Origin of the sequence: Onishia taeanensis (assembly GCF_003268885.1) — a bacterium.
GTDB lineage: Bacteria > Pseudomonadota > Gammaproteobacteria > Pseudomonadales > Halomonadaceae > Onishia > Onishia taeanensis_A.
Window position 1 is genome coordinate 165,303 of record NZ_QLSX01000004.1, and the last position, 13,179, is coordinate 178,481.

Here is a 13,179-nt window from a genome sequence, read left to right on the forward strand (position 1 = left end):
CCATGATCGACGCCTCATCGAACACCAACGGACACCCTACGTGACACGCGACAAGCTGTTTGCCCTGATCCAGTATCCCCTGCCCCACCACCTGATCTCTCGGACGGTGGGCTGGTTTGCCGAGACTCGCCTGAGCTGGCTGAAGAATGCCCTGATCCGCGCCTTCATCAAGCGCTTCAAGGTCGACATGGACGAGGCGGCCGAGCCGGACCCGACCGCCTACGCTTGCTTCAACGACTTCTTCACCCGCGCACTGCGCAAGGGAGCACGCCCCGTCGCCGAAGGACTGGTCTCGCCCGCCGACGGCACCCTGTCACAGTTCGGACGCACCCATCATGGCACCCAGATCCAGGCCAAGAGTCAGGCCTACTCGCTGACCAGCCTGCTGGGCGGCGACACGCACCGGGCCGCACCCTTCCGTCAGGGCAGCTTCGCCACCGTCTACCTGTCGCCCAGCGACTACCATCGCGTGCACATGCCGCTGACCGGCACCCTCAAGGAGATGGTCTATGTGCCGGGGCGTATTTTCTCGGTCAATCAGGCCACCGCCGATCATGTGCCGGGACTGTTCGCCCGCAACGAACGGCTGGTGTGCATCTTCGATACCGAAGAGGGGCCGCTGGCCATGGTGCTGGTGGGTGCCATGATCGTCGCCGCCATCGAGACGGTATGGGCCGGCCAGATTACTCCGCTGAGTGACCAGGTGCAGAGCATTCGCTTCGATGAACCGATCACCCTGGAAAAAGGCGCCGAGATGGGACGCTTCAAGCTAGGCTCGACGGTCGTGATGTGCTTTGGCCACGAGGCCAGCTTTGATGCCGCCGAGCTCGATGCCAGCGTGCGCATGGGCGAACGCCTCGGCGAGATTCCCCATCACGCGCCTCAGACATCCTGAAGGCGCGTCCCGAGTAGACCGCCGGCAGCGCCCCGGCAAACGGTGATGAACCATCAAAAACGCCCCCGCAGATTCGGTATGGCCGAACCGGCGGGGGCGTTGTCGTATCAGCCGCTATCGTCGTGGCGAGGGCCAGGCGCCTAGTGCTCTGCCTCACGCAACTCAGCGATCCGCTCAGCCGACGGCGCCTCGGCATCCGGATAACCGAACTGCTCTACCAGGTACGCCATCAGGCTTGCCGCCTCATCATTGCTGATGTCCTGATCCAGCGCCGGCATCAGCAATTCACCGTCGTTGGTCTCGCGCTGGATGCCGTGCAGGACCACCTGGGTCAGGTTGCCCAGATGCGTACTACCCATGACGCTGTTGTTGATCAGCGGCGGATAATGCCCATCCTGGGACCCCTGCCCAGACGCCCCGTGACAGCTTGCGCAGGCCCCCAGGTAGAGCCGCGCCCCCTGGTCCTGCGGGGCATCCTCGGTAAGATCAACACCGCGCAGCCTGGCGACGTCATCGGCCGGCTGCCCCTGCGTAAAGCGACTCGGCCCCGCCTCGCTGACCGCCGGCACTGACTTGAGGTAGGTCGCGATGGCCTGCAAATCGTCGCGCTTCAGGAACCGCAGGCTGTGCTCGATCGCTTCCCCCATCGGCCCGGCCGCCTGGGCTTTACCGGGCACACTGCCAGACTCGAGATAGGTGACCAGTTGCTCGTCGCTCCAGTCACCCACCCCGTGGTCCTCGTCGCTGGTGATGTTGAAGGCATACCAGCCATCCAGCTCAGCGCCGGCGAGATAGTCCTCATCCCCGGCCTCATATCCTTTCTCCTGGAAGGCGATACCGCGCGGGGTATGGCAGGTGCCGCAGTGCCCCAGCCCCTCGACCAGATAGGCCCCGCGGTTCCACTCATCGCTCTGCGAGGCATCCGGCGTGAAGCCGACCTCGTCCGGAGCAAACACCCAGGCCCAGATGTTCAGCGGCCAGCGCATGTTCAGCGGCCAAGAGATGTCGCTGTCACGATTCTCTTTCGCCACCGGCTCGACGCCATGCTGGAAATAGGCATACAGCGCCTCGACATCCTCATCGGTGAGGGTCGAAAAGGACGGATAGGGCATGGCCGGATACAGCTGATGCCCGTCCCTTGCCTCGCCGTTACGCAGGGCGTTGGCGAAGTCTTCGACCGTATAGCGGCCGATGCCGGTCTCTTTGTCCGGCGTGATGTTGGTCGAATAGATGGTGCCGACCGGGGTCGACATCGGCAGGCCACCCGCGAAAGGCTCGCCCTCTGGGGCCGTGTGGCAGGCCGTGCAGTCACCGGCCTTGGCAAGATAGGCGCCTTTTTCGACCTGAGCGTCATCGACCGGCTGCTGGGCGTAAGCCGTCGTTGCCGCCAGTGCCAGGGTTGGCAGGACGGAGCTCCATTTAGCAAAGCGCGTCATGTCATACCTCCCCTTGCAGACGGTCGGCGATGCGCAGAGCCAGCGCGGCGATGGTCAGGGTGCAGTTCACCGAGCCCACCGTCGGCATGGTGCCGCTGCTGGCGATCGACAGGTTCTCGTGATCGTGGCAACGGCAGTCACCGTCGACCACCGAATCCGTGGGGTCGTCACCCATCAGCACGGTGCCGCAGATGTGCTGGTTGTTCGAATAGTCGTCGCGAAACTGCACATCGGTGCCACCCATTAGTTCGGCAATGCGGGCGTACTGCTCGCGGGTATGCGCCGCGCTGCGCTTCACGTAATCATCGATGGCGTAGTGGAATTCCGGCTTGGGAATACCCAACGCATCCTTCTCGCTGCTCGGCACAATGCGATTTTCGGGATGCGGCAGCAATTCATGAAAGCTGTCGAACTGCACGTAGCGCGAGGCCCGGTCGCGAATCTCCTGGTCCAGTTCCGGCCCCAGACGCAGGGTATCCTCGGCGAGGATCTCGTTGGTCATCGGCGTCGTGCGCGAGATGTTCGACATATGCAGTTTCTTGGCGGCGAAGTCACTGCGGAAATCGCCGTCGCGCCAGCTGACGATCGAGGTCATTTCCTGGGGCCCCCGGCCGGCCCACAGCTTCTCGTTGGCGAAGAAACGCACCCCAGTTCCCGGATGGTCCATCAGGTTGCGGCCGACCATGCCGGAAGAATTGCCGATGCCATCCGGGTAGGCCGCGCTGGTCGAGATCAGCATCAGCTTGGGAATCTCGATGCCGTTGGCGGCCAGCACGAACTCGCGCCCTTCTACGCGGTGCTCGTCGCCCTGCGGGTCCTTGTAATGCACCGCTGTGATGCGGCCGTTATCGCCCGCCTCGATACGATGCACCACCGCCTGATCGATCAACTGGGCCCCGGCACGCTCGGCCTTTTCGACGTGGAAGATGCCGTTGTACATGGCTCCGATCGGACAGATGGGCATGCAGTTGTTGTTGCCACAGCAGGTCGGCCTGCCGTCGTAGGGTCGGCTGTTGCGCGCCACCGGCTCGGTGACCATGTTAAAGCCATTGCCATTGAGCACTTCGGAAACCCGCTGATCGTTGTAGGACAGCGGCAGCGGTTCCATCGGGTAAGGAGCGCTGCGCGGCGAGCCCAGATCAATATCGTTGGGCCCCCAGACACCCAGCGCTTCCTCAGCGCGCTGGTAATAGGGTTCCAGGGTGGCGTAGTCGATTGGCCAGTCGCGGCCCACGCCATACAGGCTCTTGAGCTTCAGGTCGCTTGGTAAAAAGCGCCAGGCCGCCGCAGCCCAGTGCCAGGTCGTACCGCCGACAGCGCGGATGTACTGAGCGTCGTAGGCCTGCTCGCCCTTCTGCACCAGGTAGCCGTTATCGGGGCTCGCCATCGGATGCGGCGCATAATCACTGGACGGATACGGCGCCATGAAGTCCATCTTGTTGGGCTGGTTGCGAAAGCGCTCGACGATCTGCCAGCGCGGCATGCGCGGCCCCGCCTCGAGCATGATCACTGATTTGCCGGCCTCGGCCATGCGGTGGGCAATCAGCGCTCCGGCCACGCCAGAACCGATCACGACGACATCGGCGGATGCTGTTTCAGCCATGCTCAGGCTCCCTGCTTGGTGGTGGTCGATATGGCGGTCGGATCGGCAGCCGGCGGCTCCTCGGCCCAATAACCCGGCCGATTCGGGCAGTAACTGCGAATCACCAACACATCGGAGACGGCATCAAACATCAGCGACTGCTGGTAGGTGACCAATTCGGCCTTCGGCATCTTGCCGACCACGCCCGTGTACCACGCCGACAGCAAACGATTGGCCACGCTGCGATGCGCCGTTGTCAGGCTGACCGTGTCTGCCTGAAAGGCCTCATCCAGGTAAGCGAGATCGTCATCGAGTGTGACCCAGTGACGCGACAGCACCTCGAAGAGCCGTTTGCCCTGCTCTTCATCGAGACCAGCTCGCGTGGTCAGTTGGCGCGACAAGCGCATGAAACGTTCAAAGGGGGCATCCGCCTCATTCCCCTGCTGAGCCAGCGCCAGGCCGGGCATCAAGGGAATGGCGCCGACGCCCAGGGAATGCTTGAGCAGGCTACGGCGACTTAGCGCGAGCCGCGATGCGGGGCCGTCGCTCGAGGCAAGCGGCATATCGCCAGACGAGGTCGTCATCCTGTCGTCCTCTATAAGATGCGGTGGGGAGTACGCGCCGGGTTGACGCATTCAAATAAGGTAGAATTAGTTAGCATGCTATCAGGAGCTACCAGGAACTTCCATTATCCCGAGCTGCCCGGGCGTCGCTTGCGGTCCAGGGTAAGCCAACCGGTTCCCTATACTGCCCCCCTTACCCCTCTGCCATGATCACTTTAATAACCTTTAGGCAAAATATCCTCTCTGAATCAGGTGACCTACCCGTTACATTGGTTACCGGTAACATCGGCCTTCATGCTCGCGGGGTGGCGAAGGCCATCACCTCGGCGACGCTACCCTTGCCAAGCGCCAGTTGAAGCAGCCGGTCGAGACCCAGAGCCACTCCACTGCCCGAGGGCATGCCTGAGCGAAGCGCCGCCAGCAGACGCTCGTCAACATCCACTTCTGGCTTGCCAAGCGCCCGGCGGGCGATATTGTCCTCGAGGAAACGTGCCTGTTGTTCGCAGGCGTCGGTCAGCTCGTCATATCCGTTGGCGAGTTCCAGCCCATCGAGATAGACCTCGAAACGCGAGGCCACCCAGGCGCCGTCCTCCGGGTCCTGGTGGCGCCTGGCCAGCGCGGCCTGGCTGGCCGGGTAGTCGACCACCACGTCCGGCCCTTCGCGGCCAAGGGTCGGCTCGATGGCAAGGCTCATCAGCAGATCCAGGCAGTCATCTCTCTGCGCATCGGCCATGTCGAGCCCGCCTTGCGTACTGGCCAGACTGCGCAGTGCATCGAGGTCTTCCGTGAAGGGGTCGATGGCGAGGCCTTCGCGGAAGAGATCGCGGTAGCGGTACCGGCGCTGCGGGCCGGGATTATGGGGCAACACGTCGCGAATCAGAGCATCGGTCTCGTCGATCAAAGCGGCAAGTGTGAAGCCCGGGCGATACCACTCGAGCATGGTAAATTCGAGGTTGTGGCGCGTGCCCACCTCGCCGTCGCGAAAGCTGCGGGCGAGCTGGAAGATGGGCCCGCTGCCGGCCGCCAACAAGCGTTTCATGTGGAATTCCGGCGAAGTCTGCAACCACAGTCGCTCTCGGCCTGAGGGCGTCGTCGCCTCGCAGGACAGGGAGTCGAGATGCACATCGGTGCTGCCGCCATGACCGAGCACCGGCGTGTCGATCTCGAGCACGTCGCGTGCCGCGAAGAAGGCTCGCACCTTACCAAGCAGCCGGGCACGCTCGCGCAGGGTCGCGATCTCGGCCGAGGGGCGCCAATCGGTTGCCATAAAACTCTCCTAAAACGGTACTCAAGCTGAGCTCCACTTCTACTCAACTTCTGCTCGGAAAACACGAAGGCCACGCCGTATCGGCGTGGCCTTCATGGAGCTTAATCCATAAGTCTGAATAAGCAGTCCTAAATAAACAGGTCTGAATAAACAGGGTGGATTCGCGACCGGCTCAGGCGCGGGAGACGTAGTCGCCGGAGCGCGTATCGATCTTGAGCACCTCGCCCTCATTGATGAACAGCGGCACGCGCACCACGGCGCCGGAGGACAGCGTCGCCGGCTTGGAGCCGCCCTGCGCAGTGTCGCCCTTGAGGCCGGGGTCGGTCTCGGTGACTTCAAGCTCGATGAAATTCGGCGCGGTGACGGTGATGGCGTTGTCGTTCCACAACGTCACGGTGTAGGGCACCTGCTCCTTGAGCCACTTCTCGGTCTCGGCCAGGGCGCGCTTCTCGACCGCGTACTGCTCGAAGGAGCCATCGGTCTTCATGAAGTACCACATGTCGCCGTCGGAATAGAGGTATTCCATTTCCAGCTCGAGGACGTCAGCGGCTTCAAGGGAATCGCCAGACTTGAAGGTGCGCTCCCAGACACGACCGGTCATCAGGTTGCGTAGTTTGACCCGGTTGAAGGCCTGGCCCTTGCCCGGCTTGACGAAGTCGTTCTCAACGATCGCGCAGGGGTCGCCATCGAGCATCACCTTCAGACCGCCCTTGAATTCGTTGGTAGAATAGCTCGCCATGATTCCTCACCGATAATTGTTGGTCACGCCGGCCATTTGCCGGACGTGAATCGAAAATGTGACGCGGGCCCAAGCCCTCGCCCTCTGATAGTGTGTGCGCATGATAACCCGAAGCCCTGCCAATGTGCAGATTGCAAGCGACCTTGCCTCGTCGTCCCCTACATCCACCTCGCCGGCCTGGCAGCGTCAGCTGGCTGACGTGGTCCGCGACCCCGCCGAACTGTGCCGCCGCCTGGGGCTTGGCGACGAGGCCCTGCCCGGTGCGCGAGACGGCCATGCCCTGTTCGAGGTGCGCGTACCCGAGGCCTACCTCTCCCGCATCCGCCCGGGCGACCCGGACGATCCGCTGCTGCGCCAGGTACTGCCGCTGGTCGCCGAAACCGATGCCGTAGACGGCTTCATCGCCGACCCGCTCGAGGAAGCCGACCACACCCCGCGCCGGGGGCTGATTCACAAGTACGCCGGCCGTGTGCTTCTGATCGCGAGCCCGACCTGTGCCATCAACTGCCGCTACTGTTTCCGCCGCCACTTCCCCTATCAGGAGAACTCGCCCTCCAGGGCCCAGTGGCAGGCAACCCTCGATTACCTGCGCGAGGATGCCTCGATTCATGAGGTGATTCTCTCCGGCGGCGATCCGCTGGCGGCGAGTGATCGCCAGCTCGCCTGGCTGGTCGCACGCCTCGAGGAGATTCCTCACCTCAAGCGGCTGCGCATCCACACGCGGCTGCCGGTGGTGATTCCAGCCCGCATCGACGAAGCACTGCTCGACTGGCTGGGCAGCACGCGACTGCAGAAGGTGGTGGTGCTGCACGCCAACCATGCCCAGGAAATCGACGAGCACGTGGCGGCGGCCTGTAAGCGACTCACGGCGTCAGGCGTCACCCTGCTCAACCAGAGCGTGCTGCTGCGCGGCGTCAACGACAGCGTGGCGGCCCTGGCCGCACTTTCAGAGCGACTCTTCGAGACCGGGGTACTGCCCTACTACCTGCATGTGCTCGACCCGGTGAGCGGTGCCGCCCATTTCGACGTGGCCGATGAGGAAGCGCGCTCGCTGGTGGAGGCGCTGCGAGATCGGCTGCCCGGGTTCTTGATGCCGCGACTGGTGCGTGAAGTGCCCGGCGCCGCCAGCAAGACGCCGCTCTAGCGATTCAAGGCAGATTCACCAGGCATCACGGCGCCAAGCCTCTGCTCGACCAGCTTCAGCCGCCCAACGAAACGCCCCCGCGACCATTCGGTCGCGGGGGCGCTGGTTTGCCATCACATTATCGCGTCATACCGATCACTTCGCCGCCGCCAGGCTGTCCGCCGTGACGTTGGCCGCTACCGGCTCGTCGGCCAGGTGGCGGTTGAGTGCGCCGATCACACCCTTCATGGACGCGGCGGTGATGCTCTCGTCAATCCCCACGCCGAAGATCGCCTTCTCGCCGACACGCACCTCGACGTAAGCAATGGCCTCGGCATCGGCGCCCTGCCCGCGGGAATGCTCGTGATAGTCAATGATCTCGGCATCCACACCGTGAGCCACCAGCGCCTTGATGAAGGCGGCCAAGGGCCCGTTGCCTTCACCGCGGATAGTCTCGCGCTCGCCCTTGTGCTCGATCAGCGCCTCGAGGTGTACCCGCGGGCTGTCCGGTTCTGAAGACAGACGATGGTTGATCAGACCATAGGGGGCGGCCTTGTCCAGGTATTCGTCGCTGAAGGCCTGGTAGATCATTTTTGAGGTGATTTCGCGGCCGGTACGATCGGCCACTTCCTGCACGACCTGACTGAATTCGATGGACAGGCGGCGCGGCAGCTCGATGCCGTGCTCCTGCTCGAGCAGGTAAGAGATACCGCCCTTGCCTGACTGGCTGTTGACGCGGATCACTGCCTCGTAGCTGCGGCCAACGTCCATCGGATCGATCGGCAGATAAGGCACTTCCCATACCGCATCCGGGTTATCGCGGCGCGCGTTCATGCCCTTCTTGATGGCATCCTGGTGAGAGCCTGAGAAGGCCGTGAACACCAGATCGCCGACATAGGGGTGACGCGGGTGAACCGGCAACTGGTTGCAGTGCTCGACCTCACGCATGATCGGGGTGATGTTGGAGAAGTCGAGCGCCGGGTGCACGCCCTGGGTATAGAGATTCATGGCCAGGGTGACGATATCGACGTTACCGGTGCGCTCACCGTTGCCGAACAGGGTGCCCTCGACGCGATCGGCGCCGGCCATCACGGTCAATTCGGCGGCGGCCACGCCGGTGCCCCGGTCGTTGTGCGGGTGAACACTGACGATCAGGTGATCACGGTGGCTGATGTGACGGCAGAACCACTCGACCTGATCGGCATAGTTGTTGGGGGTCGCGCACTCCACCGTCGCCGGCAGGTTAACGATCATCGGCTTCTCGGCCGTGGCGCCATAGGTCGCCATGACCTCGTCGACGATCTCGACCGCGAAATCCATCTCGGTGGTAGTAAAGAGCTCCGGCGAGTACTGGAAGGTCCAGTCGGTTTCCGGGGACTCTTCCATGCGCTGACGAATCAGGGCAGTGGCATCGCAGGCGATCTTGATGCAATCGCTCTTGTCGACGTTGAATACCACGCGGCGAAATACCGGGTCAGTCGCGTTGTACACGTGCACGATGGCCTTCTTCGCGCCCTTCAAGGCCTCGAAGGTCCGGTCGATCAGATGCGGGCGCGCCTGGGTCAACACCTGGATGGTCACGTCATCCGGCACCAGGTCGTCCTCGATCAGCTCGCGGGCGAAGTCGAAGTCGATCTGCGAGGCGGACGGGAAGCCGATCTCGATCTGCTTGAACCCCACCTGAACCAGCAGATCGAAGAAACGCTTCTTGCGCTCGAGATCCATCGGATCGATCAGCGCCTGGTTGCCATCGCGAAGGTCAACGCTACACCACAGCGGCGGCGTCTCGATGCGCCGGCTGGGCCACTGGCGATCGGGCAGATCAACGGCAACGAAGGGGCGGTATTTACTGGACGGGTCGGCGAGCATCATGGCGTGAACTCCTGGCGCGGGGTGAGTGATGGCGTGCACATACGACGACGCCCCGGCTGCTGAGGGCAGGCCGGGGCGTCGGTCGCGGAAATATAGCGGTATACGAACACGCAGCGGTGGCTTCGAGGCATGAAAGCCCAAAAAGAAGCGACGGCGCATACGTTTGTAGACATGTGGCTGACTGACATCTTGCTACCTCAACGACCTGAACAACTTGGACTCTAAAATGCAACGCGAGGCGTCGCCCGGCGGGCTCAAAGGCCAGCTAGTAGTAGTCGTAGGTCTAGGCGGAGGTCAAAAGATGTCGTATTCATGTGCCCAAGCAAATCAGGCTGACGAGTGCTTGTCAACTAGCGATCCCGGGACAGCCCCTCCTCCAACCGAGTGATCTGCTCGCTCAGGGCCCTGACATCACGACGCAAGGCATGCAGTTCGCCGGCCTCGCCAGTGCCATTCTCGATCTCCATCTGCACGCTTTCCTTCTGCATCACGTCGAGCACGATACCGATCATCATATTGAGAAAGATGAACGCAGTCAGGAAGATAAAGGTTAAATAATACAGCCAGCTCCAAGCATACAGCTCTTGGGTGGCGTACATGACATCGGTCCAATCCTCAAAGGTCGCGATGCGAAACAGTGTCAGCATAGCCACCGAGATGTTGTCCCACAGGAAAGGATCGACGTCATTAAACAGGAAGCTGCCGAGCGCGGCATAAATGTAGAAAATGATGAACATCAGCAGGGCCACGTAGCCCATGCGGGGAATCGACTTGATCAGCGCCGCCAGCAGAATGCGCAGCTCGGGAATCATCGATACCAGGCGCAGCACCCGGAAGACGCGCAACAGCCGTGCCAGCAACACCATTTCCGAGTCGTCCAGCGGTATCAAGCTTGCCACGACAATCAGGGTATCGAAGATGTTCCAGCCGCTCTTGAAGAAGTCCTTGACCGAGCGTTCAGCGGCCAGGCGAATCAGAATCTCGACAAGAAAGAAAAGCGTCACCGCCCAGTCGAAGTAGTACAGCGCCTGCTCGAAGCGACTAGTCTGTTCTTCATAGGTCTTGGCACCGATCAACAATGCCGAGACGAGAATGATGGCGATCACGCAGGTCTCGAACAGCTTATTGGCGCGCAGCCGCTCGAAGCGGGCCTGCCAGGTGTTGAAGGGTTCGCTCATCGGGGATGGGGTCTCTTTTCGGGGGCTCTTTCTTGGCGACTTTTTCTTGACGACTTTCTCTTGGCGACTCTTTCCAAGGGGCTCGCTACAAGTCGACCTGGTCTGATCGGGCGTGGGCCTAGGCATTAATCACTGGCCGTCATCGACCATGCTCATCGGCCTTGGGCCTAGCGCCCGCGAGAATAGCACGGGGTCGTGATGGCAATCACAGGGATACCGTACTTTCCCCCTCTTCTTTCACTCGGCGGTATACGATATACCATTCATCAGGCGCCATGAGCCAGTCCACCCCAAGAGGCTTGAACATATGATCGAGCGAGTTCGCCATGCCTCATGACAGCTGGCTTCGTTGCGCTGCCGCACTTCATAACGACGTCTACCTGCTGCTAGATCACCAACTGCGGATCAGCGAACAGCTGGGCACCCTGACCGATGTAGACACCACGGATCTGTCGGGTCAGATGCTGACTGACTGCGTCGCCCCCGATGGCATGGCGGCTTTGGAGACGACCCTGTCGGCACTGCTGATACGTCGCCTGCCTGGTGAAGTCACGACGCTCTGGCCCAACGGTAACCAGACGCATTGGAAAGCCATGCCGACGCCGACCGCGGGGCTGGTGTTAAGCCGGGTACGAGAACGCCAAGCGGGGTTGGGACATGACTCATTGGTGTCGATGATCGATGCCCTGCCAGTCATGGTGGCAAGCATCGATAACGAGCTGCGTTACCGCTTCGTCAACGCGAGCTACGAGGCCTTCTTCGGAAAGACCCGTGGCACACTGTGCGGGCAACATATCGAAGTGATCCTCGGCGAGGCAACGTGGAAGCGGCTGACCCCGTTCTACGAGCGGGTCCTATCCGGCGAACGCGTGCAGTACGAAGAGACCCTACCCTTGAAAGACGGCAGTGTCTTGGAGTGCCGCGTCCAGTATGTGCCGGACATGGCCGCGGATGGCAGCGTAAAAGGGTTCTTCGCCGCTATCGAGGACGTCAGCGAATACGGCGCCACGATACGTCTACTGAAGCAGATTCATCACATTGTCCACAATCGACCCGACGAGCATGACAGCACTATCGATGACCTCCTGACCCTGGCGCTCGACTTCCTGGGCCTAGAGATCGGCATCGTCAGCCAAGTCAGCGGCGACATCTACAAGGTGCGTCATGTGGTCAGCCAGCAATCCGGGCTAGAGCCTGGGGCACAGTTTTCCCTGGGGGAGACGTTCTGCTGCCTGACGCTAGAAGCTGACGATGTGCTGGGCACCGTCCATGCCGGCGAGAACCCGCTTTTTCAGGGCCACCCCTGCTATCAGCGCTTCCCGCTGGAGAGCTACATTGGCGTCCCGCTGATCATCAACGGCGAAGTGTGGGGCACCCTCAACTTTTCGAGCCCTAAAGCACGACAGATGTCGTTCACCGCGCTGGAAATCGAGCTGGTGCGCCTGGTCGGCGATGCTGTTGAGCATCTGATCACCAGGTATCTCACCTCTGAACGCTGGGCCAAGGAACGGGAAGCCATCAACCATCTGGCGCTGACCGATGCGCTGACCGGGCTACCCAACCGCGCTCGAATCGACCGGGCCCTGGATGAAGCCATCACCCGACGCTATGCCATCAGCTTGGCGATCATCGATATCGACTTCTTCAAGCGTATCAACGACCGTCATGGGCACGACGTTGGCGATCGAGTACTGCGCGGAGTTGCTGACACACTGGCGGAAGGCGTACGTGAGGGAGATCTGATCGGTCGACTGGGCGGTGAGGAATTCATGCTGCTGATGCACGCCACTCCCTTGTTTACGGCTCGTCGTGTAGCGGAACGGCTGCGCCGGGCCGTCGAATCTTTCTCGCTGCCAATGGACCCGGAACCGCCGCTGTCGGTGACCATCAGCCTTGGCCTCACCCAGGGGCGACAGGACGACGATGCCGCCAGTCTCTATCAGCGTGCCGATCACGCCCTCTACATGGCCAAGCACCGAGGGCGCAATAGGATCGAAGTACTCTAGACCGCCATAACCATAATCAAACGCCCCGCCCTGCAGCATGGCGGGACGGGGCGTGTAATGCGAGACCTGCAGCGGACTAGCTGGCTAGCTTCTCGGTTACTAGGATGGTCAGCAAATCCTGAGCGTGCTGGGCGGCTTCGTGACCGAGGCTCGTCAGGTATCCGCCGTCGTCCTGCGTAATCAGGCCCTTGTCATGAAGCCGGCGGGCAGCCGAAATGGCTTCCGGCGTAGCGTTCGAATGTACCTTGATGCCTTCTTGGGTCGTGGTCAGGTTGAACAGGCCAAGGATCTTCATTTCCTCGAACAGCTCCGGCGAGAAACGGGATGTGGGCATGGCGACCTCATACAAGTAAGTGACTCTCACAAACTAGCCCGCCATCCGCCACGGCACCAGAGCTACCTCATCCGCAAACGCCAATATCGTCCCATCGATTACGATCCTGTGACCCGGAGACTTTTTTCAACGCAATAGTCACGATGCGCAGGTGAATATGGGCGGAATGCACCACGCTATCTCT

General features: G+C 61.7%; 11 protein-coding genes. 3 read left to right on the forward strand and 8 right to left on the reverse strand.

The annotated features are described in order from the left end of the window. The first annotated feature begins 40 nt into the window (after positions 1-40). Positions 41-895 (forward strand): archaetidylserine decarboxylase, encoded by an 855-nt coding sequence (asd, locus tag BCL93_RS07415; RefSeq protein WP_112054644.1) that lies wholly within the window; start codon positions 41-43, stop codon positions 893-895. Positions 896-1,035: 140 nt separating this feature from the next. Here asd and BCL93_RS07420 read toward each other — a convergent pair whose 3' ends face one another. From BCL93_RS07420 to efp, 5 genes are all read right to left on the reverse strand, one after another. Then, entirely contained in the window at positions 1,036-2,331 is a 1,296-nt protein-coding gene (locus BCL93_RS07420) for a cytochrome c (RefSeq protein WP_112054646.1), read from the reverse strand. Position 2,332: 1 nt separating this feature from the next. Next, positions 2,333-3,934 carry a GMC family oxidoreductase gene (locus BCL93_RS07425; RefSeq protein WP_112054647.1) on the reverse strand — a complete coding sequence of 534 codons (1,602 nt, stop codon included), beginning with the start codon at positions 3,932-3,934 and terminating at the stop codon, positions 2,333-2,335. Positions 3,935-3,936: 2 nt separating this feature from the next. Beyond that, positions 3,937-4,497 (reverse strand): sugar dehydrogenase complex small subunit, encoded by a 561-nt coding sequence (locus BCL93_RS07430; RefSeq protein ID WP_181463053.1) that lies wholly within the window; start codon positions 4,495-4,497, stop codon positions 3,937-3,939. 271 nt (positions 4,498-4,768) lie between these two features. Beyond that, positions 4,769-5,743 carry an EF-P lysine aminoacylase EpmA gene (epmA, locus tag BCL93_RS07435; RefSeq protein ID WP_112054649.1) on the reverse strand — a complete coding sequence of 325 codons (975 nt, stop codon included), beginning with the start codon at positions 5,741-5,743 and terminating at the stop codon, positions 4,769-4,771. A gap of 172 nt (positions 5,744-5,915) precedes the next feature. After that, positions 5,916-6,482: an elongation factor P gene (gene efp, locus BCL93_RS07440; protein WP_112054650.1), complete on the reverse strand. Its 567-nt coding sequence runs from the start codon at positions 6,480-6,482 to the stop codon at positions 5,916-5,918. Between the two features lie 100 nt (positions 6,483-6,582). On the opposite strand from efp, the gene epmB reads away from it, so the two are divergent. After that, entirely contained in the window at positions 6,583-7,626 is a 1,044-nt protein-coding gene (gene epmB / locus BCL93_RS07445; RefSeq protein ID WP_112054651.1) for an EF-P beta-lysylation protein EpmB, read from the forward strand. A 135-nt stretch (positions 7,627-7,761) separates the two neighbouring features. Here epmB and leuA read toward each other — a convergent pair whose 3' ends face one another. Together leuA and BCL93_RS07455 are read right to left on the reverse strand one after the other, a co-directional pair. After that, on the reverse strand, positions 7,762-9,477 hold the full coding sequence (gene leuA / locus BCL93_RS07450; protein WP_112054652.1) for a 2-isopropylmalate synthase: 1,716 nt from the start codon (positions 9,475-9,477) through the stop codon (positions 7,762-7,764). Between the two features lie 350 nt (positions 9,478-9,827). Further along, positions 9,828-10,655, reverse strand: a complete 828-nt coding sequence (locus tag BCL93_RS07455) for an ion transporter (protein WP_112054653.1) — start codon at positions 10,653-10,655, stop codon at positions 9,828-9,830. A gap of 326 nt (positions 10,656-10,981) precedes the next feature. On the opposite strand from BCL93_RS07455, the gene BCL93_RS07460 reads away from it, so the two are divergent. Next, entirely contained in the window at positions 10,982-12,661 is a 1,680-nt protein-coding gene (locus BCL93_RS07460; RefSeq protein ID WP_112054654.1) for a sensor domain-containing diguanylate cyclase, read from the forward strand. 76 nt (positions 12,662-12,737) lie between these two features. Here BCL93_RS07460 and BCL93_RS07465 read toward each other — a convergent pair whose 3' ends face one another. Continuing rightward, positions 12,738-12,995: a TIGR02647 family protein gene (locus tag BCL93_RS07465; RefSeq protein ID WP_112054655.1), complete on the reverse strand. Its 258-nt coding sequence runs from the start codon at positions 12,993-12,995 to the stop codon at positions 12,738-12,740. Between the last annotated feature and the right edge of the window lie 184 nt (positions 12,996-13,179).